General features: G+C 47.9%; 27 protein-coding genes and 1 other annotated feature. Of the genes, 2 read left to right on the plus strand and 25 right to left on the minus strand.

The window, feature by feature from the left end:
* Positions 1-71 precede the first annotated feature (71 nt).
* The 22 genes from PSHG_RS14175 to PSHG_RS14280 all read right to left on the minus strand — a co-directional run bounded on the left by PSHG_RS14175 (position 72) and on the right by PSHG_RS14280 (position 19523).
* Entirely contained in the window at positions 72-344 is a 273-nt protein-coding gene (locus PSHG_RS14175; protein WP_010273870.1) for an HU family DNA-binding protein, read from the minus strand.
* 284 nt (positions 345-628) lie between these two features.
* Positions 629-2107, minus strand: coding sequence for a stage IV sporulation protein A (gene spoIVA / locus PSHG_RS14180; RefSeq protein ID WP_010273872.1), 1479 nt, complete (start codon positions 2105-2107; stop codon positions 629-631).
* A 481-nt stretch (positions 2108-2588) separates the two neighbouring features.
* On the minus strand, positions 2589-3362 hold the full coding sequence (locus PSHG_RS14185; RefSeq protein ID WP_235782057.1) for a hypothetical protein: 774 nt from the start codon (positions 3360-3362) through the stop codon (positions 2589-2591).
* Between the two features lie 47 nt (positions 3363-3409).
* Complete coding sequence (locus PSHG_RS14190; RefSeq protein WP_010273876.1) at positions 3410-3754, minus strand: 2Fe-2S iron-sulfur cluster-binding protein; 345 nt, start codon at positions 3752-3754, stop codon at positions 3410-3412.
* 20 nt (positions 3755-3774) lie between these two features.
* Positions 3775-4359 carry a hypothetical protein gene (locus PSHG_RS14195; RefSeq protein WP_010273879.1) on the minus strand — a complete coding sequence of 195 codons (585 nt, stop codon included), beginning with the start codon at positions 4357-4359 and terminating at the stop codon, positions 3775-3777.
* A gap of 87 nt (positions 4360-4446) precedes the next feature.
* Complete coding sequence (locus PSHG_RS14200) at positions 4447-4746, minus strand: 2Fe-2S iron-sulfur cluster-binding protein (RefSeq protein ID WP_010273881.1); 300 nt, start codon at positions 4744-4746, stop codon at positions 4447-4449.
* Positions 4747-5102: 356 nt separating this feature from the next.
* The gene (locus PSHG_RS14205; RefSeq protein ID WP_010273883.1) at positions 5103-5381 is read right to left on the minus strand and encodes a stage VI sporulation protein F; all 279 of its coding nucleotides are present in this window, start codon (positions 5379-5381) and stop codon (positions 5103-5105) included.
* Between the two features lie 90 nt (positions 5382-5471).
* Positions 5472-6497 carry an NAD(P)H-dependent glycerol-3-phosphate dehydrogenase gene (locus tag PSHG_RS14210; RefSeq protein WP_010273884.1) on the minus strand — a complete coding sequence of 342 codons (1026 nt, stop codon included), beginning with the start codon at positions 6495-6497 and terminating at the stop codon, positions 5472-5474.
* A 112-nt stretch (positions 6498-6609) separates the two neighbouring features.
* Positions 6610-7218: a glycerol-3-phosphate 1-O-acyltransferase PlsY gene (gene plsY, locus PSHG_RS14215; RefSeq protein ID WP_010273885.1), complete on the minus strand. Its 609-nt coding sequence runs from the start codon at positions 7216-7218 to the stop codon at positions 6610-6612.
* 15 nt (positions 7219-7233) lie between these two features.
* On the minus strand, positions 7234-8556 hold the full coding sequence (gene der, locus PSHG_RS14220) for a ribosome biogenesis GTPase Der (protein ID WP_010273886.1): 1323 nt from the start codon (positions 8554-8556) through the stop codon (positions 7234-7236).
* Between the two features lie 149 nt (positions 8557-8705).
* On the minus strand, positions 8706-8885 hold the full coding sequence (locus PSHG_RS14225) for a capping complex subunit for YIEGIA (protein WP_010273887.1): 180 nt from the start codon (positions 8883-8885) through the stop codon (positions 8706-8708).
* 77 nt (positions 8886-8962) lie between these two features.
* Positions 8963-9850, minus strand: coding sequence for a YIEGIA family protein (locus tag PSHG_RS14230; RefSeq protein ID WP_010273889.1), 888 nt, complete (start codon positions 9848-9850; stop codon positions 8963-8965).
* On the minus strand, positions 9847-10476 hold the full coding sequence (locus PSHG_RS29425) for a hypothetical protein (protein ID WP_148497725.1): 630 nt from the start codon (positions 10474-10476) through the stop codon (positions 9847-9849). Before PSHG_RS29425 ends, PSHG_RS14230 begins: the two co-directional genes overlap by 4 nt.
* Positions 10477-10751: 275 nt before the next feature.
* Complete coding sequence (gene rpsA, locus PSHG_RS14240; RefSeq protein ID WP_010273894.1) at positions 10752-12014, minus strand: 30S ribosomal protein S1; 1263 nt, start codon at positions 12012-12014, stop codon at positions 10752-10754.
* Between the two features lie 109 nt (positions 12015-12123).
* On the minus strand, positions 12124-12714 hold the full coding sequence (locus PSHG_RS14245; protein WP_010273895.1) for a lysophospholipid acyltransferase family protein: 591 nt from the start codon (positions 12712-12714) through the stop codon (positions 12124-12126).
* Positions 12711-13388, minus strand: coding sequence for a (d)CMP kinase (gene cmk / locus PSHG_RS14250; protein WP_010273897.1), 678 nt, complete (start codon positions 13386-13388; stop codon positions 12711-12713). Before cmk ends, PSHG_RS14245 begins: the two co-directional genes overlap by 4 nt.
* A gap of 104 nt (positions 13389-13492) precedes the next feature.
* Positions 13493-14143: a flagellar brake protein gene (locus PSHG_RS14255; protein WP_010273899.1), complete on the minus strand. Its 651-nt coding sequence runs from the start codon at positions 14141-14143 to the stop codon at positions 13493-13495.
* A gap of 180 nt (positions 14144-14323) precedes the next feature.
* Positions 14324-15679 carry a germination protein YpeB gene (gene ypeB / locus PSHG_RS14260; RefSeq protein WP_010273900.1) on the minus strand — a complete coding sequence of 452 codons (1356 nt, stop codon included), beginning with the start codon at positions 15677-15679 and terminating at the stop codon, positions 14324-14326.
* A 327-nt stretch (positions 15680-16006) separates the two neighbouring features.
* Complete coding sequence (prsW, locus tag PSHG_RS14265; protein WP_010273901.1) at positions 16007-16711, minus strand: glutamic-type intramembrane protease PrsW; 705 nt, start codon at positions 16709-16711, stop codon at positions 16007-16009.
* 1 nt (position 16712) lies between these two features.
* Positions 16713-17963, minus strand: coding sequence for a Glu/Leu/Phe/Val family dehydrogenase (locus tag PSHG_RS14270; RefSeq protein WP_010273904.1), 1251 nt, complete (start codon positions 17961-17963; stop codon positions 16713-16715).
* A gap of 263 nt (positions 17964-18226) precedes the next feature.
* A complete protein-coding gene (locus tag PSHG_RS14275) occupies positions 18227-18835 on the minus strand; it encodes a genetic competence negative regulator (protein WP_010273907.1) in 609 nt (202 codons plus the stop codon).
* A gap of 325 nt (positions 18836-19160) precedes the next feature.
* Positions 19161-19523 (minus strand): hypothetical protein, encoded by a 363-nt coding sequence (locus PSHG_RS14280; RefSeq protein WP_010273909.1) that lies wholly within the window; start codon positions 19521-19523, stop codon positions 19161-19163.
* 181 nt (positions 19524-19704) lie between these two features.
* On the opposite strand from PSHG_RS14280, the gene PSHG_RS14285 reads away from it, so the two are divergent.
* Positions 19705-20637 carry a polysaccharide deacetylase family protein gene (locus tag PSHG_RS14285; RefSeq protein ID WP_235782058.1) on the plus strand — a complete coding sequence of 311 codons (933 nt, stop codon included), beginning with the start codon at positions 19705-19707 and terminating at the stop codon, positions 20635-20637.
* Between the two features lie 11 nt (positions 20638-20648).
* Here the strand turns inward: PSHG_RS14285 and PSHG_RS14290 are convergent, their stop codons facing one another.
* Entirely contained in the window at positions 20649-21251 is a 603-nt protein-coding gene (locus PSHG_RS14290) for a CPBP family intramembrane glutamic endopeptidase (protein ID WP_010273913.1), read from the minus strand.
* Between the two features lie 276 nt (positions 21252-21527).
* Positions 21528-21775, plus strand: a binding site (T-box leader).
* A gap of 145 nt (positions 21776-21920) precedes the next feature.
* Here PSHG_RS14290 and serA point away from each other — a divergent pair.
* A complete protein-coding gene (gene serA / locus PSHG_RS14295; RefSeq protein ID WP_010273915.1) occupies positions 21921-23507 on the plus strand; it encodes a phosphoglycerate dehydrogenase in 1587 nt (528 codons plus the stop codon).
* A gap of 94 nt (positions 23508-23601) precedes the next feature.
* Here the strand turns inward: serA and PSHG_RS14300 are convergent, their stop codons facing one another.
* Complete coding sequence (locus tag PSHG_RS14300) at positions 23602-25425, minus strand: ATP-binding protein (RefSeq protein WP_026021382.1); 1824 nt, start codon at positions 25423-25425, stop codon at positions 23602-23604.
* Positions 25425-26141, minus strand: a complete 717-nt coding sequence (locus tag PSHG_RS14305) for a response regulator transcription factor (protein WP_010273920.1) — start codon at positions 26139-26141, stop codon at positions 25425-25427. Before PSHG_RS14305 ends, PSHG_RS14300 begins: the two co-directional genes overlap by 1 nt.
* Positions 26142-26187: the final 46 nt, after the last annotated feature.

The raw sequence follows: 26187 nt of genomic DNA on the forward strand, positions 1-26187 counted from the left end.
AGTTTACAAAAAAACCGTGCTGAACCAGCACGGTTTTACATGTCACTCCGATTTAATATGTAAATGGAGAATTATTGGATGCCGTCTCTAAGAGCTTTTCCTGGTTTAAATGCAGGAACTTTGCTCGCTGCGATTTCAATCTCTTCACCGGTTTGCGGGTTACGTCCTTTACGGGCGGAACGTTCGCGAACTTCGAAGTTACCGAAACCAACCAACTGGACCTTGTCACCGTTTTGCAGCGCTTCGGAGATGGCTTCAAAGACTGCTTCTACAGCCTTAGTAGCATCTTTCTTGGAAAGCTCAGATGTTTCAGCCACTTTAGCAATTAATTCAGATTTGTTCATTCCTTATTCACCTCCTCCAACAAGTGGAATTTGTTCTTAATTCATTGTTTAACGAATTCAACGGAATTTATACGTATGCCTAGGAAAAACGGACAAACTAATAGTAATACACCTTGTGGGCACATTTCAAGTATTCAGCCCTCTTTTTTTAAAAAGGAAAGGAACACCCCGAGAGAGTGCTCCTTAATTAATTCTATATGGGTGGCAATATCATCCAGATACAACCACCTAATGGAAGACCTTAAATCTGTTGCAATTTCCGAATTCCATGTCTGTCCTAAGGCCTACAAAATTATAGCAATCAGTCCGCCGGAGCCTTCATTGATGATCCGTCCTAACGTCTCCTGCAATTTGTAGCGGGCATTGTCCGGCATCATCGCAAGCTTGCCCTGTATTCCCTCACGAACAATGGAATGCAGCGAACGCCCGAAAATGTCAGACTCCCAAATTTTTAATGGATTGTCTTCGAAATCCTGCATCAGATAACGGACCAGTTCCTCACTTTGCTTCTCGGTCCCGATAATCGGCGAGAATTCGGATTCCACATCGACACGGATCATATGAATTGAAGGGGCTGTCGCTCTCAAGCGTACCCCGAAACGGGAGCCCTGGCGAATCAATTCAGGTTCGTCAAGCGCCATTTCAGCCAATGTAGGCGGCGCAATGCCATAACCCGTTGTCTTAACCATTTCCAGCGCTTCCGCGAACTGGTCATATTCGCGTTTGGCATGGGTGAATTCCTGCATCAGCTGCAGCAAATGATCCTTGCCGCGAATTTCTACGCCTACTACTTCAACCAGAATGCGGTCATACAATTCATCCGGTGCATGGAGATCAATTTCAGCCACTCCCTGCCCCATGTTCATTCCGGCCAAAGCCGCTTTTTCAATAAAATCATACTCAGCAAACTGGCCCACGACTCGGTCCACATCGCGCAAACGGCGGATATCCTGGACAGTCTCCCGCACAGAGCTTTCAAAGTCGTTTCTCAGCCAATGATTTTCCTTGAGGACCATTACCCAGCTCGGCAGATTAACATTCACCTCATGGACAGGGAACTCATAAAGCACTTCTCTAAGGACTGACATGCATTCCTCTTCACCCATCGTCGCCACGCTCATCGCCATTACCGGAATATCATATTTCTCGGCAAGCTCATTACGCAGCTCCAGTGCCGACTCACTTTGCGGCTTCATCGTATTTACGACGAGAATAAACGGTTTGCCTACTTCCTTTAGTTCAGCAATGACTCGTTCTTCTGCCTCCACATACGAAGACCGGGGAATTTCTGAAATGCTGCCGTCTGTCGTAATGACTACTCCCAAGGTGGAATGCTCCTGGATGACCTTGCGGGTCCCGATTTCTGCGGCCTCCTGAAAAGGAATCGGATCATCAAACCATGGGGTCGATATCATCCGCGGGCCATTCTCATCCTCATAGCCTTTAGCGCCCTCCACAGCATACCCGACACAATCAACTAGACGGACATTGACATTCAGTCCCTCGGTCACAGTAAGCTGTACGGCATTGTTCGGGACGAATTTCGGCTCCGTAGTCATGATGGTGCGTCCTGCGGCGCTTTGAGGCAGCTCATCCTGGGCGCGGACTCGATCCGATTCATTGCGAATATTCGGGAGGACACCCGCCTCCATAAAGCGTTTGATAAAGGTTGATTTACCTGTGCGGACCGCTCCGACGACTCCTAGGTAGATGTCCCCGCCAGTTCGTTCCGCGATGTCCTTAAAAATATCGATTTTTTCCACAAAGATCCCCTCCCACAAGTTAGGTTAACGAAGCACGCGTTTGGACGAACCGGGAAGCCGCGAGCGGGATCGGTTCGTATGCGGCCACACTCGTACATTCATTTGGACTAGTAATAATATATGTGCGGTTTCATAGATTATGACTTATTAATCCCTCTTTCTTTGTTCAGCTTTTTGCCTAAACGCCGTCCAAGCCTGTGACAAGATCTCCGGCAGGAAAACAAATTACAATAAACTGCTCTATTATAAAATGAATGAAGCCTCACTATGTTTATATGTCCATGCTCTTATGTTTATACGGAAAAAAGTAAGCCACAGCAAAAAGGGGCTGTCCAGAAAGTCAGTGTAAACTGACTGATGGACGCCCCATTTCACTTCCGATTGCGCTGCGGAGGCAATTGTATGCGTTTTTTTGCATAAAACATGCTTGTACAGCATCATCGAATTCCAAGAAAAGAATATCTTTGATTTTCAATTCCCTTTATTCCTGCAGATCAGGCCGAAGGACCGGCTCGCCGTCAAGAAGCCCATAGGGCAGCGACCACACTGGAACAAAAGTCGATTGCTGAACGATCAGCTCTCTCAAATCGGTATCCTCCGCTGGAGCTTCCACTTGACCTGAGGTTATTAAACTGCGCAAATCCAGAGAATAATCGATATACAGCTGTCCATCCTCATTAATCAGCACAGGAAGAGTTTGTCCTGTGTTTGGGCTTTTTATCGTTTCCGCATTTCTGCCCAGCTTCTCGCGATCGAGCCAATAAAGGCCTTCCTGAACCTCATCACCTGCCGGCAGCTGTCCATTGCGGTGCATATACTCAGAAACCATGTGCTGCATTTTGGTCATCGCCTGGTAGGAGACCAGGTCCAATAGCTTGACCGTAGGTTCAGTTTCCACGTCTACAAGAACATAAATGGCCGTTCCTCCATTTTCGAAGGAATTAGTAGGAATAAGGCTGAGCAGCCCGTAATCCTGCAGCTTCTTAAAATCAATAAAGTATTTTTCATACAGCGGAGTATCGTTAGGCTTGTTTTTAATCGGCAGCACTCCCGTTCTTTGCTGAAACTGGTCTACCGCATTTTGCACTAGCAGCATATACTCCCCCGGGGCTGGAGCGTTCTCCCGCACAATCTGGCCTCCATATAAACAACCGCTCAGCAAAGTGCTAATCAACACCAAACTGGCAGCAAGCCTCCATATGCGGAATGCCCCCCGTGAAGACCTGCCCATCCGACTGATGTTACGGATTCTCATTGTTTTCTATCCTTTCGCACTGAAAATCATATACCGTTGCGTAAAAACTAATCCCAATCGTCCTCTTCCTTTTGCTTGGCTAACAGGGCCCGCACAGCAGCACGCAGCGGGTCTTCCGGGACTAGGACACTCACCGCCCCAGTAATTTTGGCCTGACAAGCCAGACGATAGCCTTGTTCGGCCAGATTGCCCAGTTTATTGACTTCCGCCCTAGTTAAAGGAGACAAGCCCTGCTGGTCCTCGACTATCACCTTGCACATTAGACAGCCTGCCTTGCCCCCGCATCTTGTACGAATCCCCGCACCCGCTTTGCGGCCGGCAGCGAGCAGAGTCATGCCAATCCGAAATGTTCCGGTGTACTCTGACGGCTTAAAGGTAACCGATGCCTCCACCTCGGCCTCCTCCTTTCTGCTTAGCTTCCCAGCAGCAGCTGGTTAACCTGCCGGATTACCTTCTCAGATAAGGAATTATCCTTAATAATGGTAAAAAGAGCGGGTCTGTGCAGCTGCGGTTCCTCACGTATCTTTTCAGCTATGGAGTAATATCGATCAGGACGCTGTCTCAGCAAATTAAAAACCAGCTCATGCGCCAAAGGCATCAAGCCCACCCGAATCCCGCCCACATCTGCTGTACTGCAGGCTTCCTTCAGCTTGGAAATGCTGACATTATATTGTCCCAGCGCAGTGCTGACTTGAAACCCGCCGACCAGCTCTACATTCATCCCTGAAATGAGAAAGCGGGACAGGACGGAACGATAACGGTCCGTTTCACTGAGTGCCGGCGGTTCACAAGCAAAAGGAAGCAGCTGCTCATAGATCGCAGTTATGTCAGGCGTATCTGCATAAAGATCAATATCTTTTGGCGGCTCAGCTAAACGTACACCCTGCAAAAGCAGCCCGCAGCTGCCGCCGAGCAGAGCAGTTCCCGCTGTAAAAGGGGTTTGTAATCGAGCAGCTAATGTTTCCAATATTTGTTCCAGTTTTGCCTCAAGCACCATGGTTCACACGCACCATACCTTCCGAGTCTTCATCCTGTATGTCATCTTTTATCTGATTTCGAATCGCGGCACTGACCTGATTCGAGGTTAAAAATAGGTCTTATTGATAGCTGCGATAGCCCCGTTCTTTTTAACAACAGCCTGGCAGCCGAGACGGTAGCCTTCCTCAATTTCCTCTGGCTCCAAACGATCCCATTCGGCATCAGTCGGTTCCTCAAGCAGCTCTCTCCCCTCCGTTACAAGACAGCGGCAGCGGGCGCATGTTCCCCGGGTACAGGAAAACCCCCACTGCACTTTATTTTTTAAGGCATGATCAAGTATGGAGTGTCCGATCTGTTCTTCCACTTCCACAGTTTTTTCCGCAAAACGGGTAGTTAATGAAAGCATCCGGTATTCCCCCCTATTATTTCTGAAGCTTATCTTTCTTTAGCTCAACTTATCTAGTATTAGTATAAGTGAAGCATTCTTTTGCCGATATCTCTATTAACGGCATCTGTCGTCATTATACCATTTACGGCCTTCATTTGTGAAATCAGGAACAGACAGATTGTGGGCAAAGGAGCTCCAAGACTTACCCCGCAAGGCGGGACTTTCACTTCGAAGCTTATTCAGGTAGCTTGCAGGGACCCCGAAAAGCTTATAATTTTTCAAGTTCAAAAAAATGCCCGGACTGTTCCATTTCCCTGAATAGAGGGCTATGGAAAGCCGGGCATTTTAGCAGGCGCATTCATCGATTACCGGATTTACTTTTTGGAGATCATCTTCATAAGCTGTTCCAGATTATCCGGGCTAACTTTGCTTCCTTTGACCGCTTTGACAATATCGTTCATTGTGGACTCGGATACTTTGACATTGACCAAAGCCGACACTTGCTTGATCAGCTGTCTTAATTGAGCCTCACTCTGCATCGTCGAAGGCTTTACTCCGCTAGCCAGCTTTTGAATGTCTTTCTCCGAGACGGATTTGCCGGTTTTGCTTTTCACAACGTTAAGCACATTCCTGGGAATCTGTCTGCCACTCATTCCCATACCTCCTTAGTCCCATTATGACTGCTAAGGTATAGTATGTTAGGGTGACTTCTTTGGTGTAGGCTGTGCTGTCCGAACAGGCTTTTAACGCTTGGCAATTTCCTCAAGCTCATGAGTAGGCACGCGGCCCATCAGCTGCTCCACGGCTTCCTTGGCTTTTTTTCCGTTGAATAAGACATCGTATAATGCCTCGGCAATGGGCATTTCCGTGTTGTACTCGCGAGCCAGCTGGTAAGCCGATTTCGTTGTTTTGACCCCTTCCACGACCATTCCCATCGATTCCAGCACATGGTCCAGGTCCGCTCCCTGTCCAAGCATATGACCTGCGCGCCAATTACGGCTGTGCTTGCTTGTGCAGGTTACAATCAGGTCGCCTACTCCAGCCAGTCCGGCAAACGTTAACGGATTCGCCCCCATAGCGACACCGAGTCTTCCCATTTCGGCCAGTCCGCGGGTCATTAAGGCGGCTTTGGCATTATCTCCATATCCAAGACCATCGGACATGCCGGCCCCAAGAGCAATGATATTTTTCAAGGCGCCGCCAAGCTCAACCCCCTTAACATCGGGATTTGTGTACACGCGGAAATAAGAATTGCTAAGCAGTTCCTGGGCTTGTTCAGCTGCCTGCAGTTGAGCGGCAGCCACTACAACCGTAGTCGGGCATTGTTTGACTACTTCTTCCGCATGACTAGGCCCTGACAGAACGACGATTCGTTCCTGCGGATAACCGACCAGCTCTTCTGCAATCACCGTCGTCATAGCTTTTAAGCTGCCTACTTCAAAACCTTTGGTCGCATGGATCAGCAGCGTTTCTTGATTGAGATGGGAGTACAGCTGCTGGCATACCTCCCGCATTCCATGTGATGGAGCGGCTAAAATGATCGCATCAGCATCCTGTACCGCCTCTTCCATAGAGGTTGTTGCTTGAATTGCAGGAGATAACTCCGCCTGCTGCAAAAATCGTGAGTTCCGGTGGTCCCGGTTAATTTCGGCTGCCTGCGCTTCATTACGCGACCAGATCGTGACCTCGTGCCCGTTGGCTGCCAGCACCGTTGCCAAGGCAGTACCCCAGCTTCCTGCAACCAATACGGATGTCTTCCGATATGTCATGATGGATACCTCACTTTTAATTGCGGAATCGATATCCGCTATTCTCGTTCTTGCTTCAGACCTTATATGTAGACTTGTTCATTTGCTTAATACTGCTCGATTGCTGCTCATCCTATCCCGCTTTTTTCCCGATTTTGCTCTCTTGCTTACGAACCAGCTTGATTATGTTGCTCTTATGCCGGACAAATGCAAAAATAGCGATCAGCAGTGTACCGATTACAATCTCTAATTCCCAGCCCATAACAGCAGCAAAGATAGGCAGCAGCCCGGAAAAAATTAAAGAACCCAACGAAACATAGCGGGTAATAAAGATGGAACCGATAGCAATCACCCCGGCTATCAATGCCGGCAGGAAGCATAGGGTAGCCGTAACGCCGATAGCGGAAGCAATACCCTTTCCACCTTTGAAGCCAAAGAATACCGGCCAATTATGCCCGGCTATTACAAGAAGCCCGCATATTACCGGAATCCATGTGTTGCCGTCTCCCAGCCATTTGCCAATCCAGACTGCCCCAATTCCTTTAAGGACATCCAGGGCGAGCACCAGAATGGCCGGACCCGTCCCTAAAATCCGCAAAGTATTCGTTGCCCCCGCATTGCCGCTGCCATGCTTGCGGATATCAATTCCTTTGAGGAGCTTGCCTGCAAAGAAACTGAAGCTCACTGAGCCTAGCAAATAACTGAGTACAAATGCCGCAAAATATTGAACTCCCACTCCCACGTCCTGCTCCCCCTATCAATCATCCGCCGATTTTCTGCGCGTCATAATTCGCAAGGGTGTTCCCTCAAAATTAAAGGCTCCCCGAATTTTGTTCTCGAGATAGCGCTCATAGGAGAAATGCATTAACTCCGGCGAATTGACAAACAGAATAAATGTCGGCGGCTTTACCGCAACTTGTGTTACATAATTGATCCTCAGCCTTCTTCCCTTATCGGTGGGCGGAGGGTTAATGGCCACTGCATCCATAATGATGTCGTTCAACAGATGAGTCGTGACCCTCATCGCGTGATTCTCCGCCACTTGGACAACAAGCGGCAGCAGCTTGTGAAGGCGCTGCTTGGTCTTGGCAGAGACGAACAATATCGGAGCATAGGACATGAACAAAAAGTGATCGCGAATGCTTTGCGTAAACTGCTGCAGCGTTTTGTCATCCTTTTCCACCGCATCCCACTTATTGACTATTAATACGCAAGCTTTTCCTGCTTCATGAGCATAACCGGCAATATGTTTGTCTTGCTCGATAATTCCTTCTTCTCCGTTAATGACAATCAAAACAACGTCCGCTCGCTCGATCGCTTTCATAGCGCGCATTACACTGTATTTCTCCGTGTTTTCATAGACCTTGCCGCGCTTGCGCATGCCCGCTGTATCGATCAGTACGAAGTCTTGCCCATCTCGTTCAAAAGGAGTATCTATAGCATCGCGTGTCGTTCCGGCTACACCGCTCACAATGACCCGCTCTTCACCGAGAATCGCGTTGACCAGCGATGATTTCCCCACGTTGGGACGGCCGATTAGCGCCACCTTAATGACTTCCTCGCCATACTCATCCTGGTCGTCCGGAGGACATTTCTCCAGTGCCGCATCCAGCAGATCCCCAATGCCGATCCCGTGAGAGCCGGATATCGGTATAGGATCTCCGAAGCCAAGGCTGTAAAATTCATAGATCATTTCAGCTCGCTGCGGATTATCTACTTTATTAACGGCAAGCACTATCGGCTTGCCCGAGCGAAACAGAAGTTGTCCAATTTCTTCATCAGCAGGCGTAAGCCCGGCTTTGCCGTCCACCATAAAAATTATGACATCTGCTTCTTCAATAGCCAGTTCTGCTTGTACCTTAACCGATTTAATTATCTCATCCTCGCCATCAATTTCAATACCGCCGGTATCGATTACATTGAACGTGGTGTCAAGCCATTCCCCCGTTCCGTATAACCGGTCTCTTGTGACACCGGGCTTGTCTTCCACAATGGCCAACCGATCACCAATCAAACGATTAAAAATCGTTGATTTGCCTACGTTAGGACGGCCTACTATGGCTATAACCGGTCTTGCCATACTATCCTCTCCTTGCTAATAAGCTGAGCTAATGATGCCGGTAAAGGTCTCAATAGTCCCTTACCCTTTCTGTAGTTCATTTATAGAACTTAAATCCATTCTTCATCATAGCAAAAATGCATGGAAATGGCTATTTTTGTTTCTGCATATCAATGCTTGACCAAAAGAATCGTCCCATTCTCCAGATCATGCGCCATGGCATCCAATATTTTTTCCAGCTTGAAGGCTAAAGGCTGAACGTCCTCTTCTTTGTCCGCGATAAAAATAGGGATCCCCCCGGATACCTTGCTTTTCTCTGCGGTTACAATCGCCATAATTCTTCGTTCCATCACTGGCTCCTTTCCTCCAACGCTTGGAAAGCTGCAGCAGCCTCCCCTTAGTCAGCATACTCCATTATCCATTCTTCTTATACTTTTACATCCGTAGGCATTTTCACGGCACTCTCTAATAGCGGGACATCAAGCGTTACCTTTCTCGCTTTGTGAACATCCCTTTCCTGCGGGAGCAAAAAAATGCCCAGCCGCCCGTCCGAGATATCCAGCTTGGATAGTGGAAGCAGGGAGGGCTCTCCCGAATCCCGGCAGACGCCAAGTATGGTCGACAAATCATGAAGCAGGGCCTGCCTTTGCCCAAGATTACCAAGAATCGCACGGGCATTTTTATTTTTGGGTACAGCGATTAATCCAATACCCTGTTTAGCTATCATCTCCTGTGAGGCCTTTAATCCCACATTCATAATATAAATGTCACCTACATAAAGGTTAGGACCATCCTGGATCACTTCAGCTATTTCGATGTCGGCTACATCCTTTAATGTTTTCCCGGAACGCAGCATAATCCCAGTAACCAATGCGGCAATTCCGAAAAGCACTCCCCAGTACCATGCTGACAGGACACTGATACAAGTTGTCATTAATGACGAAAAAATAACGAGGTAGTTACGGCCTTCAAAAACCATGGCTATCCCCTCTATATAAGAAGCCCCACGGGGCACCAATTCCATTTCGTCCAGCTTTGATAACGTCTCTCGTTCCATATTGCGGACTTCCCTGAATTGCTGGGCCGCGAGTGACAGAAAGGTGATGGCTGTGAAATCCTTGTCGATAAATGCCGGTACAGCGACGGCCCCTAGTCCGGCCGCAATAACACCAAGCGATAAATGAATAATTCGTCCGTGCGGATAGGTCGGATATTGTCTATAGTCTGTTCTTAACAAGACCATACGGGTTATTATGCCTATTGCAAGCCCTATCGCAATTCCGATCACAGTATTCTGATCTTCCAGCCAATTCATTTATACTTCCTCTCCTTCCATAGTTCAATTCCGTACCGGTATACATGGCGGGAGAAGGTTAGAAAGTACTGCAGCAGGACAGAGACGGCGCGTATGGAGACCATAAACAGCCACCAATGGTCTGCAAGCAGCCGGGGCGTTATTCTCATTCCTTGAAGATGCGTCTCGGCATACCCTTGAAGGAGTGCGCCAAATAGCAGTGCTCCCGTCACTATAGTCAACTGCTCATTTACCTGTCTGGTTATTCCGATTACCATCACTGTTATTACCGTGACTAATGTTGCGTTTACCGAGAAGGGGAACCAGGGAAAGCTTGTCGCAGCTTCAACAGATAAAAAATAGTACAGGCCAATGAGCATAGCGCTTAGCATAGTCCGTATACGGGTCCACTCATTGGATAGGGAGAGCAGAAGAAACAGCCACAGAAGTATGAGCAGCACATAAATCCCGCTTACGAGCCGGTCTCCAACAGGGATAGATATTTTAAAGCCTATAAACCAGCCTAGAAAGAAGCAAAACAGCACACGGGAAGAAATATTACGGACCAAAGCCTGCTTCCAGCCGCTCAACAGCAGGGTAATTACCATACAGATCAATATATAGGACAGGTAACCGGCATTCATCATTATCCTCCGAAGGGTAGCGCATTCCGAGAAGTTCCTTGTTAGTATGTAACCAGAACATAAAATTAACCCTTCAAACTTGGCAGGAGCTAACCAGCAAGATAAGAACCCCACAAAGTAGGAATTTCGCTTCGCAGCTTATACAGACACTTTGCGCAGGCCGCGAAAAAACTTAGCCATTCTTTAAGTTCAAAAAAAAGCTGGGTGGAAAACGTGATGTTTTCCACCCAACTTCTTGATTAAGGATATATTTACAGCCCAATAATCATCATGCGGGCTTATTTGAATTTGCTTAGCTTGTCGCCAAAGCGCTCCCCAAGGGTCAGGCTCAAGCTTTGATTAGGCTGAGCAACATAGTCCCCGGTGTTATCCTTTTCTTTACGCCCTTTCTCCGGTTTAGCCGGAGCTTCAGGAGCTTCTTCGGTTTCTTTAATGCTGAGGCTGACTCTCTTCTCCTGAGGGTTAAGATCAAGAATTTTCACTTGAACTTCCTGGCCTTCTTCGAGAACTTCATGCGGAGTACCGATATGACGGTGGGAAATCTGGGAAATGTGAACCAGACCCTCAACTCCTGGAGCGATCTCTACGAACGCGCCAAAGTTCACTAGACGCTTGACTGTTCCAGAAACAACGGCGCCTACTTGGATATGATCGCCAAGCTGCTCCCATGGTCCTGGCTGAGCGGCCTTCATACTGAGGCTGATGCGCTCGTTCTCCGGATCAACCTTAAGCACCTGAACCTTGACCTTATCGCCTTCCTTAACTAGCTCGGAAGCTTCTTCTACATGGTGCCATGCCATTTCGGAGATGTGAACCAGACCGTCAATACCGCCGATATCAACGAAAACGCCAAACGGAGTCAGACGCTGAACCGTTCCTTCAATCTCTTGACCAATCTCGATGCTGTTCAGGATTTCTTGTTTTTTCGCATTGTATTCTTCATCCAGAACGTCCTTCTGGGAGAGAATAACCTTGTTCTTCTCGCGATCCAATTCTTTCACTTTCATGCGCAGCGTACGGCCTTTGTAGTCGCTGAAGTCTTCTACAAAATGACGCTCGACCATGGATGCAGGAACGAACCCGCGAAGTCCAACATCAATCACCAAACCGCCTTTTACTACATCGGCGACTTTGGCTTCGATTGTTTCTTGGCTCTCCAATTTAGCCTGCAGGTCATCCCATGCCTTCTCGCTGTCCACCAAGCGTTTGGACAGGATGAGTTTTTCCTTCTCGTCATCGATTTTAACGACTTTCAGCTCAAGCTCTTGACCAACTTCAACGGCTTCTGAAGCTTCGCTGATCGAGACTGCGGATAATTCTCTCAAAGGAATAATGCCGTCATACTTATAACCAATATCTACAAAAGCTTGCTCGTTATCGACTTTAACGATTTTTCCTTTTACGGTATCGTCTTTTTTAACGGCTGCGATATCAGCGTAATCCGTGTTCTCCTCAGCTGCAGCTGGAGCCGCGTTCTCTTCGGTAACAGCTTTCTCCTCGCTGATCTCAGCATTTCCTTGTACTTTAGTTTCCTCTGACATTCTTAAAAAACCTCCTCGTTTAGCAACCCATTTCTATATGAAGATGGGCATAGTAGACATTGTTAAATAAAGTTGTATAATTCCAAGATACCATGTCCATGCCCATCAATCAATTTTTCGCCGAATTTTTGTGGTCGGCTATCATGCCGCGAATGGTAGTCATGATTTTCTCGGTTGCTTTCTCTAGTTCCTCGGATCCACCCTCGGCGAATTCAGAAATATCGACCGGAGGACCATATACTACATACATTTTGCTAAAAGGCTTGTAATTGCCAATTACAGCAACAGGGATGACGGTTGCATTGGATTTCAAGGCCAGCATTGCCGCACCCTTCTTTCCCATGCCTCCAGCATTTTTGCGTGTTCCTTCCGGAAAAATGCCGATGATTTTTTCTGACTTCAGCATGTTGATAGCCGTTCTTATGGAGTCTTTGCTGACTCCCCCCCGTTTCACTGGGAATGCCCCAAGCTGGGTAATCAACCATCCGAATACCGGAACATTAAACAATTCCTGCTTAGCCATGTAATGGACCTTGCGTTCAAGCGGAATGCCTACTACCGGGGGATCCAGATTGCTGATATGGTTGGAGCATAAAATGACCGGGCCCCCATCGGGGATATGGTCTAGCCCCCTTGGCTCCAGACGATAGACGATGGCAAAAAACATTCTTAACAAAGCTCTGCAAAAACGATAGATCATTCAGCTCCGCCCCCAACTCGATCCATGCACAGTTCAAGCACAGCATCGACCACTTCTTGAAGACTCATCTCCGAGCTGTCCAGATGATAAGCATCTTCCGCTTCTCTAAGCGGGGAAACCTCCCGGTTACGATCGATGTCGTCCCTGCGTTTAATTTCTTCTTCCAGCTCTTCCAAAGTCATCTCAGGCTGTTCAAGCTCGGCATACCTGCGCTCCGCGCGGACACGAGGATTGGCCGTAAGAAATACCTTGACCTCGGCATCAGGCAGCACAGATGTTCCGATATCTCTTCCATCCATGACCACTCCTTTATTTGCAGCCATTTGCTTCTGCATCTGAACCAGCCTCTGGCGAACAGAAGGGATTTGAGAAATTTGTGAGACGGCTTGATTGACCTCGGAAGATCTAATGAATGTCGTGATGTTCTCCCCATCTACTATGACTTGCTGGCCTGTTTCACCGGGATGCAGGACCAGATGCATGCGCTCCACACAGTCACGGACGGAACTCTCATCAGTAATGTCAAGACCCGATTGAAGCGCTTTCCAGGTTACTGCCCGATACATGGCCCCTGTATCCACATAAATATAGCCAAGCTTATGAGCCACCATTCGAGCTACTGTACTTTTACCCGCTCCAGCAGGTCCATCCAATGCTACGTTAATTTTGTCCAACAACGTGTGCCTCCCCTAGTTCGCTGCCAACCGCGATAACAGGCGATTGAGCCATCTAACGGACAAAATTATACCATAACTTCACTGCCCGATGCAAAAACAGTTCAGGCTTTTCGCGTCCTTCTCTGCTTTTCGAAACAATAACGGACGATTTCCTGGCGATGCTGCTCTTTGATTTCCGTAAATGTCATCTGAACTACCTGGCCATTTGGGGTGATTGGCAAGCTTCGCACCAGCTCGGCCCGGAAGTCGACGACTACCGGATTGCCCTTGCTCGTATGCAGCAGCAGCCAGCAGTGATATTCCTCATGATGAATGAGCTTGATCGTGCTTTCGCAAGAGAAGGTTACACCATCGCCGCTCACCTGCTCCGTTATCGCTACAAAATGCAGCCCGCCCGGACCCTTGACGGCTAGTTCCAGCTGTCCATCCATTTTAAAATAACTTTCTTCATAATCAAGGAAAATTTCTCTTCTGCGGGGCCGCTTAACAACGATTAGAGGAACCGGTTCCTGCAAATGGCCCAGCACGGAAGTAAGAAAGGAATGACTGCGGCCGTTCCGCGTATACGTGATCCGGAGCTCATCCCCGATATAGGGTAGTGTGAGCTTCCCCGATTCACAATGAATCGGAATGTCGATCATTATATACTGTGAATTGTAATCAGCCAGTCTGGAACGGTATTGCGCCTGCTGCCCCGGGGAAGAACCGGTAGAAAATTGGCACTTTAATTCTTGTGCAATCTGCGGCTCCATAAAATCCTCTCCTTCAGATCGACATATGCTTATTGAAGCACCCATACCTGGGCATTCTCCGGGCCTTAAACCATTATACCACTGACGCTTCATGATAAAAAAACCTGCACCGAAAAAAGAACAGGTCTCAATTTGAGAAGCCTGTCCTTCGTGATGGCTCTGATGCCTATATTAACAGCACTACGCCTCGGCTTGTACATCCTGCTCTCTGATCGGCTCTACTCTTTCCTCAATGCCGTCGTTGGCGTTCAGGAAAATTTTGAAGCGTGAGCCGTTGACCCTCCCTAAAAACTCATAGCACAGCACTTCTTCATCCATCTCGTTGCGAATCAGGCTTAAACGGGTTTGCTGCACCTCAAATTCCGGATTGAGATTTTCCCTTGCCTCCGCTTCCGTCATTGCCGGCTCTTCGAAAGAACGTTCCTTCTTTTCCAGGATATAGTCGGCCGTCTGCAAACCGATTACTTCGCCGGTATCAAGAGCCACCTCAACTACCATTTTTTCCGGATATACAAACACATCTCCTATTCGGTTAACCATCGTCAGCGATGCAATATTCATATATTCGTCAAAAGAAATTGGGCTCATCTCCGCGAATCCGAGCCGGTCCAGAAATTCAAGAGCGGCATCCCTTGCTCCGCGGATGTCGATATTTTTGGAGGCAACGTCTCTAGGCGCCATGTACCAGGTCATTTGGCCGCCCTTTTTCGTGTAGTCGATATGGACTTCTTGCCCGCTGTCCGGCTTTGTCGTAACTACCCGGTAGGAATGAAGCGGTGTGCCTTTCCCTTCCTCAATCACCTGTAAAGTGCTCTGATCCTGGATGCCGAGAAATTCTGCTGCTTTGGCACGCACCTGCTCCGCACTAACATCCTCTCCCGGTATGGAAGCGAAGGAACGGAGCGGGGTTTGTCCCGGGGTTCCCGGTCCCCATTGGATCTCCGGGTATTCACCGATTTTTTTGTCGACCAGCTGAAAACCATCCAATATGGCGTTATCCACCGGCTGTTTTTCTGAAGCTATCGCCATTTCGACATCCATCCACCGCAAATTGCTGGACAAAATGTTGTGCTGAACCGTGGACAGTTCATTAGAAATTTCTTTGGAGTGTTCATATAAAGCAAACAATGTATCTCTTTCTTCTTCTGTCATCGGTTTTTTGGAAAGGTCCCTTACTGCTGTGCGATAAGAAAACTTGGAAATTTGGTCCAGGAAATCCGATGTTTTGGTAAATGGCATTACCGCCAAAGGAAGCTGGCTGATCTCATTCTGAGCCTGGCTGGTCAACCTCCATATGTTAACCAGACCTTTCCGGTACATGTCATTATGGGTTGAGTTTACGGCGAGTGTATTACCAAGCTCGGTTTGCAGCTTGCCCATATGGGAGGTCAAATCGTGAAAGGCTCTTTGATATTGGTTTTCCGCTTTAATAAGTACGGAGTTCTTTTCTTTATTCTCCTGATACCCCCACACAGCCATTCCAATTAGAGCAACCAGTAAGATAGGAAACATAACACCGCTTAATCTTCTGTACATAGCTAGGGCACTCCTTTAATCATTTATTGGATGCCCATAGCTTTCGTCAAAAGGGAAACCTTTATTCATTTAGTAAGAAGTGGGTGTAATAAGGGACTAACGTCCATACCGCTACTGGCTGCTCTTGCCATAGGTCAGGATAAAACATCTATTTCGAAATCCGAATCATTGTTGCAAAGACATCTTTGAAATCCGGTCTCAACCTTTCCGTTACTTTGCACTCCTCTAAGGACAAATCTTTCGCCGCAGTGAATGCAGCGGATTCTTACTTTTATTCTCGTATTCAAACCTGTTCCCTCACTTAACTAATGGTCTATTTATCCACCATTATAGACCGGTGCCTGACATTTTAACCTCATCTTCAAAAGGGATTTGCCTTAGCGATGATTTACTGTTCGCTTTTTTAACCTTCCATAAGCTGCGCAGCCACAAGAAAGTCATCAGCGGCACCATCAGCATAACCCAGTTGGTGTGAATGAGCAAAATATAGTCAAAAATTCCGTGATACAACATTGGAATGATTAGAGCCACCAGCAAATATTTGCGTTTTTCCGTTGGATGGAACCTTGCCTCGCCGAGATAATATCCCATCGTAACCCCAAACATCGCATGAGCGGAAACAGGCAGCAATCCTCTCAGAAACAAATCGAAAAACGTAGGCTGATTAAGAAAGGCATAAAAAATGTTCTCCATGGTAGCAAAGCCCACTGATACAGCTACCGAATAAATAATTCCGTCATAAGGCTCATCAAAGATAACGTTCTTAAATAAAATGAAAAACAAAATAAACCATTTAAAGAATTCTTCAATGCCTGCCGAGTAGATAAAGGAATACACTAAAGGATTCTCACCAAAGCCGAGTACCAGCGCTCTTTGAAAGACCATTGTCGGAAACACGATCATGATCCCCATCAAGAACATTTTGGCAACCATTCCAATAGGTTCCGTATCATATTGATCTCTCAGGTAGAAGTAGAGAACCAGACACAGCCCGGGGGCAACCGCGGCTGTGAGCAGGGCAAGGAAAATCATCTTAGATCCAGCCCCGGAAGCGAGCCGCCTCCGCCATTTTGCGAACACCGACCATATAGGCGGCCAGACGCATGTCTACACGACGGGTCGTATGAACGGTATACACGCTCTCAAATGCATTCACCAGCACTTCATGGAGTCTGGAGTGCACCTCTTCTTCCGTCCAGTAAAAGCCCTGATTGTTCTGCACCCATTCAAAATACGACACGACCACTCCGCCTGAACTCGCCAATACATCAGGGACGAGCAGGATTCCCCTCTCCGTGAGTATGCGAGTTGCCTCAATAGTGGTTGGTCCGTTGGCTGCTTCCACGACGATGCTGGCCTGAATCCTCTCGGCATTTTCATGGGTAATCTGGTTTTCAATGGCTGCTGGAACAAGGATATCACAAGGAAGCTCCAACAGCTCTTTATTCGTTAATGTGTTCTTGAACAGCTTGGTTACCGTACCAAACGAGTCTCTGCGGTCCAGTAAATATTCGATATCCAGGCCGTTTTCATCATATAAAGCACCATATACGTCAGAGATAGCGACGACCTTGGCGCCAGCTTCATGCATCATTTTAGCCAGATAGCTTCCCGCATTCCCAAATCCTTGTATAGCTATTTTGGCTTCTTTTAAAGGAATATTCCGTTTTTGCAGCGCCTGGTCAATCATCAAGGTAACGCCTTTGGCGGTGGCAGTCTCCCGCCCTTGGGAACCTCCCAGCACGATTGGCTTGCCCGTTATAAATCCAGGTGAGTCAAATTCACGGATTCTACTGTACTCATCCAGCATCCAGGCCATAATTTGAGAGTTGGTCATGACATCCGGAGCCGGAATGTCCTTGGTAGGACCTACAAGCTGACTAATAGCACGCACATATCCGCGGCTCAGTCTCTCCAGCTCGCCAAATGACATCTCCCGGGGGTCACAGATGATGCCTCCTTTACCCCCTCCATAGGGCAAGTTAACGATACCGCATTTCAAGCTCATCCAAATCGACAAAGCTTTCACTTCGTCTTCGGTAACATCGGGATGAAAACGAACTCCTCCCTTGGTCGGACCGACAGCATCATTATGCTGGGCCCTATACCCTGTAAACACCTTAACCTTGCCATCATCCATCCTAACTGGAATTCGCACCGTAAGCATTCTCATAGGTTCTTTAAATAACTCATACATTTCATCGGGATACCCCAGCTTGGCCAATGCCTTCTGAACGATAAGCTGTGTTGAGTTAAGTACATTCAAGTGATCGGTTTCCGCCATTTGTTTCACTCCGTTCCAAATGATAGACAACTCTCATTGATGACATGTCCGCCAGATAATGAAATCTGACTCTTACCATATCCTTCTATAGAATAGCATCAATCTCAGGATTTCAACCATAGGTTTTTCTGATTATTTTATCCTGCATCAATTATACTTTAATTATAGACTAACCTGACATGACTTGTCCGGTATTTTTAAATTTTGGAACAATGAAAAAGCATCCAGCAAAAACAATAGTTTTTGAAGATGCTTGTCAAGGTTTACTTAAAGTGCTCGCATAATGTATGGACCGCTTCTTCAGCAATTACAACGGTACCATACTCATCTAGAAAAGCGCTCGTCACAGATGTAGCTTCCCCATATTCAGACAACACGGCGATAATGGCCTGATATCTCTGTTCCTTCTCATCCATTCCGTCAGGATCAAGCAGCAGAATCCACTTATTCTGGTAAGAATACAAGGTGCCTCCTTGATGGGCCAGCGGTTTGATTACCTTAGCCATACGGATTAGATCCTCAAAATCATGAAATACGTAAGAGATGGTTTCGCTCTGCTCCAAAGTGACTTCCATTTCATACATATCCTCATCGTCATCGTCCAGCAAGGCGTCATCCGTATCGGAATTCATCTTGCCTCTTGTGACAATTACGACCATCCCTTGAGCGGGGACAGAGAACACCTCTACAGCCAAAGGTCCGGTAGCGTCAAAACCGAGTTCAGAGTATGCTTGCTCCATCATTTCACTAAAAAGCTCGTGAACCTTCGGAATTTCCCTCCACATGTCTTCCTTCTGGATCCCGCGTTCCGTCAAATCATCAAAAGTGAGGAAAATCCTGATTTTGTCGGTACTCAAACGCTCAATTTTCATACTAGGATCCCCCTTAAGCTCTCCATAACCCGATAATCTGCCCGCTTGCTAGCTTTCTTTGCTATTCTATACTAACAGATTATGAAAATTATGTTTTTTTGTGCTTCCTAAAGTATAAATGTTTATACCACTAGTATTATAGCATGTTCTACTTTAAGAATGCCATTCCTATTCAAGTTCTTTGTCCGGCGGCCGCCTTTGCACGGTCAAGACTCCCAAGTTCCTAGCTGCGCACAGGCCTCTGCCTGATATGAAGCCTATCCGTTTCGGGCGGGTTGAAAAAGCCTGGCAGCTTCAAAAATAGCTGCCAGGTCAAGTAATTTACTTAGTGATGGGCTTGGGATTGCTCATTGTTATGCTGCAAAATTTCCTGTACAGTAGCACTTAGATTAGGATCTTTTGCCACCCATTGCCTTACCTCGTCCAGCCCGTTATTCGCGGGAGCACTTGTTGTTCCCGTTGCGAACGCTGCATGCGAAGTATTCGCCGCGGCCAGGTCCTGTTTTGCGGATGCTTCCGGCTGAGCCCCTGCTTGTCTTTGTGAAGATTGGGAAGAAGAAGCAGCCGGCTGAAAGCCGGACAAGATCAGATCCGTTGTCAGATTAAACAGCCTGTCTTTATTTTTGTACAGGTAGACGGTGGCGGCGGCGCCTGCCAGACTACCAAGAATAAAACTTGCCATGCGCATTTGATTAGTCCCCTTTCCGCTGGAATCGGTTAGTCGGTTTTCTTTTCGTATTGTTTGCCCGGATTAGGAAAGTATTCACGTGAAAATAAGGAAACAGCAGCCGTCAGAACCACACTTAGATTGACCGTTCACAACCCCTTCAGGGTCTAACATTTAATCACTTAGAAATGGAGAGATCAAGATGTCGACTCAAACCTTAAGTCAAGATAGGACTACTAAAGCCGCTTCGTCAAAACAGCACCTTGCGCGAGCCTGGTGGACACGAACCCTTCCATTGGCAGTATTTGGCCTTATGCTGCTGACAGCTGCCTGCCAGTCGAATGCGGGTGAAGAAGGGGCATTGCCCCCGAGCGTGCCTCCGCAAGCCCAGGATCAGGTGCAGCAGCCCCCCTCAGCTTCCCCTTCTGCAAAGGAAAATGAAGATGGAGCGGATGAGGAAGCGGCACCGGAGCCCCAGCCGGAGCTGGAACCGCCTGCCAAAGCCTATCGGATGAATCAGAATTATGTCTTCGTGCCGCTGCAGGAGGAAGAGGATAACAAGGTCGTATTATTGACATTTGATGACGGCCCGAAGCATCCTGATACTCTTGAGCCTTTACTGGACACCCTGGACAAGTTCGAGGCTAAAGCGATTTTTTTTGTTAATGGCACCCGGGTTGAGCAAAATCCCGAGCTGCTGCAGCTGATTCATGAGCGGGGACAGATAATCGGAAATCACTCTTGGGATCATATCAATCTGAAGAATGAACCAGCGGATGTCATTGATCAACAGGTGGAGAAGGTACAAGCCATTGTGGAGGAAGTCACGGGGACGGTGCCGCAATTTTTTCGGCCCCCTCACGGAGCAGGCAACGACTATTTGCGCCAGAAGGTTCGCGAGGAAGGCATGCTGTACATGACCTGGTCGAATGGCTCCCTGGATTGGGATGCCTCCGCGCGTGACAATCCCGATGCCGTTGTCAGCAATGTGCTGGAGCAGCTGCATCCAGGAAGTAATATTTTAATGCATGAGCTGCCCTGGACGGCAGAAGCCCTGGAGCCGCTGCTAACCCAATTAGTAGAGCTCGGGTACGGATTCATTGATCCCGATACAATCGAGATAGAGCTTGAATGACCCGGCAGCCCTTAGCGGCTGTCCTTTTTTTGATAGCGGATTATACAGCCCATGACCAGATCAATAACAAAGTGAGCAATAATAGGCGCCCACAGCGTGCCAGCTTGGATGTAAATCCACCCTAATGCATAGCTGATACTAAAAACGAGACCGGTCATTAACCAATGCCTTAAATATCTTACATGAATAAGGGCAAAAAGAATACTTGTCCAGTACGGTCCAAACCAATGCTGAAGGGCCCCTCTGAACAGCAGTTCCTCACAAACGGAGACGACAAAACAGAGCGCGATGATATGCCACAAAGGCAGCGTCCTAAAAAGCTTCTCATTAATTCCCCCATCATCGCTCATTTCCTCCGGAACCCAGCGGGTAAGAAGCAAATCGGCAGCAATGACGGCTACCGCCAAGCCTACTCCCCAATACACGGGCTGCCATCCGTTTGTCCACAGAAAAAGGCCTAACAGAGGATTGTCTCTTTGAAACAGTATTAAAATAATAGCCAGCAGCAGACATAGCAGTTGCGTAAAATATACATTGATCAGTAGCAAGCGGGGGTCCAAATTATTGATATCCAGCGGCTGAAGCTGCGGTTTTTTAAACTTCCATTTTTTCATATATTCCCCTTATCTTGACATCCTAGTTGTCGTAAGCTTTACTTGCAGAATAGCGAAAAGAAGGAACAAATTCAAGCCGCGGCCTTCTGTTGTGTACAGCAAATCGAGCTTGACACAAAATAGTCTTTATTTAATAGTTGACACTGCTTGACCGCCATGTTACATTATGTAAAAACTTCTATCGGATTCATTTCAATAAATGTATACCCGCGAGGAAGTAAACATGGCGCGCCGAAGGCTTTTATTCAACCAGCGGCAGCTTACAATTGCATATCCGCACAAACCATGAAGGAACCAAGCATAAAGAAGCCTACAGAGAGCCGGTGGTTGCTGCAAACCGGTGGTGATGCTTTATGTGGAGCATTCCGGAGTTATTATGTTGAACCAGCCGTTCCTCGGCAGTAGGCATAATCGGATGGGAAACCGTTAAATTTCCGGCCTGATTTTCAGGCCATGAGGCTGTATTACGCAAGTAAGCAGCGAATGAAGGGTGGTACCACGATCAGCTGACTCTCGTCCCTTCTATACAGGTAAGCTGTATAGAAGGGCGGGAGTTTTTTTAGGTCGCCCTCGTCGGCATTCCCGTTCAGATCGGCTCCACCCTCTTGCTCGTTAGGCTTATTCTTATGAACTCTACTGTTTTCAATACATCAAGGAGGTTAATTAAGCATGTTTAAAGTATTAGTATCTGATCCAATCAGCGATTTTGGACTTCGCCAGCTAAGTGAGGCAGAGGATGTCATCGTTGACAAGAAAACCGGACTTTCCGAGGAAGAATTGCTGTCCGTTATTGGCGAGTATGATGCCCTGCTCGTCCGCAGCCAAACCAAGGTTACACCGGCTATTATGAAGGCAGCCAAGAAACTAAAAGTGATCGGCCGAGCCGGAGTTGGTGTTGACAATATTGATTTGGACGCGGCTACTCAATATGGCATTGTAGTCGTTAACGCTCCGGACGGAAATACGATCGCCACCTGCGAGCTGACATTTGCGATGATCATGGCTGTCGCACGGCAAATTCCTCAAGCCTATCAGAAGACAGTCTCCGGTGTATGGGATCGCAAAGCGTTTGTCGGGGTAGAGCTCCGCAACAAAATCATCGGAATCGTTGGCATGGGACGCATCGGCAGCGAGGTGGCCAAAAGAGCCAAGGTGTTTGGCATGGAAGTATACGGCTATGATCCATTTCTCACCGAGGAAAGAGCCGACAAGCTGGGAGTCAAGCTATCTTCCGTTGACGAAATAGCTGCCCATGCTGATTTCATCACTGTTCATACCCCGCTTACCAAGGAAACCCGGCATTTGATTGACCGCCCCCAGTTTCAGCTGATGAAGCGCGGCGTGCGGATTATCAACTGCGCACGCGGTGGTATTATTAATGAGGAAGCACTGGTCGAAGCCATTGATGAAGGCATAGTAGCAGGTGCAGCCTTTGACGTATTTGTCGAGGAGCCGCCGGCGCCCGATCATCCTTTCCTGAACCGCCCGCAAATGATCGTAACGCCTCACCTTGGCGCATCCACGGTAGAGGCGCAGGAAAATGTGGCCATAGATGTTGCTGCGGAAGTGCTGCACATTTTGAGAAACGAGCCTTTCAAGAATGCTGTTAACATGCCTGCTGTTCCTCCTATGGTGATGAATAAGCTGCAGCCTTATTTGGGCCTTGGGGAGAAGCTGGGGCGCATTGCAGGACAAATTACGGAAGGGCCGGTCAAGGAAATTTCCGTCGTATTCAGCGGAGAGCTGGCTAATGTAGATACTTCACCGCTTAATCGCTACATTGTTAAAGGCTTGCTCGGCAACCATCTGGGCAGCGATGTCAATATTGTCAATGCGCTGCACATGGCGAAGCTTAGAGATATTCAGCTGGTCGTGCAAAAAACATCGGCAGCAGAAAGCTTCACTAACCTGATTACTGTCACTCTAAAAACCGATAAAGAAACCCGGTCCTTGTCAGGAACACTTCTGGAAGGTTACGGCGAAAGAATTGTAACGATCGACCAATATACGGTAGACGCGACACCAGAAGGCGCGCTGCTGCTAATTTCTCACCATGATAAGCCTGGAATTATCGGTCGGGTGGGCACGCTGCTTGGCAGCAATGACGTCAACATTGCCTCTATGCAGGTGGGGCGTAAGGAGGCCGGGGGCGCCGCCATTATGATTCTAACCATCGATAGACAGGCTCCGGACCAAGTGTTAAAGGAATTAACCGGGCTGCCCGAGATTTCCACGGTTAAGCAAATTATTGTCTAGCTGTATATTGTTTCACGAACAACAAGAATAGTCTCTATTATTCTACAAAAAAAAGGCTTCTTCCGCTAACGGAAGAAGCCTTTCCTTTGTCTAGTCATCTTCTTTCCACCGGAAGAAGGATGGAAAACGTCGTACCTTGTCCTAATTCACTGTCTACGGTTATCGTCCCTTGATGAACGTCGATAATATTTTTTACGATAGCCAGACCTAAGCCCGTCCCCCCGGCGGCCCCTCTTGTTCGCGCCTTATCGGCTTTATAGAACCTTTCAAAGATGTTAGGCAGTGCTTCCTTGGGTATGCCTTCTCCTTCATCCTCAAATTCTATGCGAAGGTGGTTGCCATCGTTCTCTTCCATTCCCCGAATGTAAATGTTGGCATTGGCATGGGTATGGCGAATAGCATTATCCAGCAAATTCGTCATTACCTGTTCCAGCCGGTCTTCATCCCCTTGCTCCAACAGCAGCGGCTTATCCGGAATATCCAAGATCAAGCCGATTTCCTGCTCCTTGCATAAGGCAGAGAACTTGCGGTGAACCCTGGTCATCAGGGAGGACACATCCACCTCCGCAAGTTTCATCTCCATTCGGCCATTCTCCATCTTCGCCAGATCCAGCAAATCCTTAACAAGCCTACCCATTCGAAGCGACTCGTCATGAATGATCTGAACCAGTTCCTGGCGATCTTCCACCGATGTGGCCATATCGTCAAGCAAGGCTTCGCTATACCCTTGCAACATAGCTATAGGGGTTCTTAATTCGTGCGAAACATTGGCGACAAAATCCTTGCCGAGAGACTCCAAGCGGGATTCTTCCGTCACATCACGCAGCACGGCGACGATGCCGCGCACTTGATCACCGGCGTACAAAGGAGCAAGCACGACGGACCACACATTGTTCTTCACATGAAGCCGCGAGCTGATTCCGCGCATTTCCCGGACAGCCGATTGATAGAGCTCCTGCAGCGGTTCCGGGATGCTGCCAGGCATCTCTTGCGCAGAAGCTTCATGGGCATCTTCTTCCCAGGAAAGCCCCGTCCATTCCTCCAGTACGCGCTCGCCTAACGGATTAATAAAAATGATGCGGCCATCATTATCAAACGAAATAACTGCGTCACCCATACTATGGAGTACGCTGGCCAGGTTCTGTTTCTCATGATTTAAATCCTGAATCGTTCCCTCCAGCTGCTCTCCCATCAGGTTGAACGTCTTGGTCAGTTCTCCGATCTCATCCGAGGAAAGGACCGGCACCCGTTTGCCGTAATCGCCCCGGGTAATTGAATCGGCTGCTTTCTTGAGCTCTGTGAGCGGACGGGTAATCCGCGTAATCAGGAAAAAGGCAAAAAAGGTGGTCATCAGGAAGCCCATTAAGGAAACCAGAGCAAACAAACGTTTAACATACATTTGCGTGTCTTCAACCGATTGCATCGACTGATAGACGATGACTGCCTGGTCAGGCTCCCCTGCATTTGAAGCTTCAATCTTTCTCGCAGCAAAAATATAACCGCCGTGCCATGGATTGACACTGCTGGAGAATTGTCCGGACAGAAGCTCCCCTGTCATGAATAGATCGTCCAGGCTCTCTTGTGACAATAGATCACCCAGCGTCACCGCTCTTTCCCCCGTAATAAATAACAGTTCGTCCGCCGAATACTCCCCTTGCTGTATCAGGGTCATTCCCGCATCCTGTGTCGCTAGCAGATCGCTCATGGCAGTATAATAGCCGCTTTCGGCAGTATGGTAGGAAGAATCCTGTGATATTTGGTTAGTGAGACGAATTAAATTCGTTTTTTGATTACTGACGTTGGGGATGCTGGTGTCGATGTACTGAAACAGGAAGAAGCCCAGAATGATTAGCACAACAGCCACCAGGCCTATGATCGTCATCCAAAGCTTTCCTACTACACTATTAAATATAGTCACTACTTGGGCACCTCTAACTTATAACCGACTCCCCACACCGTAGTAATCATGGATGCCGCTTCAGGAGATACTTTATTTAATTTCTCACGAAGCCTTTTTACGTGCGTATCCACTGTTCGCAAATCGCCAAAAAATTCGTAATTCCATACGTCTTTCAACAGCTCTTCACGGGAAAACACCTTGTCCGGCGAGCTGGCCAAATAGTGGAGCAGCTCATATTCCTTAGGAGTGAGCGTAACTTCTTCTCCGCCTGCTGTCACACGATGGGCATCATGCTCAATGACGAGATGAGGGAATACGATATTGTTGCTCGACACTTCATCCTTGGACAAATAAGCCGTAGCTGAGGAGCGGCGCAATACAGCTTTTACCCGATAAATCACTTCACGCGGGCTAAACGGCTTTACTACATAATCGTCCGCGCCAACCTCGAATCCCTGTACCCGGTTAGCTTCTTCACCTTTTGCCGTAAGCATAATCACCGGGGTTGACTTATGCTGGCGGAGCCGGGTACATACCTCCATCCCGTCAATCCCCGGAAGCATTAGATCTAGAAGAATCAAATCATAATCTTTTTCCAGCGCCATTTGCAGCGCCCCTTCGCCATCCTGAGCCTCCTCAATTTGGTAGCCTTCCTTTTCGAGATACATTTTTAACAGCCGGCGAATGCGTTCTTCATCATCCACGACGAGAATTGTTGTCTGGGATTCCGTCATCACAGGCCACTCCCCTCTTCTCCATAATAATTGCTTGCATTTCTAA

Origin of the sequence: Paenibacillus senegalensis JC66 (assembly GCF_000285515.1) — a bacterium.
GTDB lineage: Bacteria > Bacillota > Bacilli > Paenibacillales > NBRC-103111 > Paenibacillus_L > Paenibacillus_L senegalensis.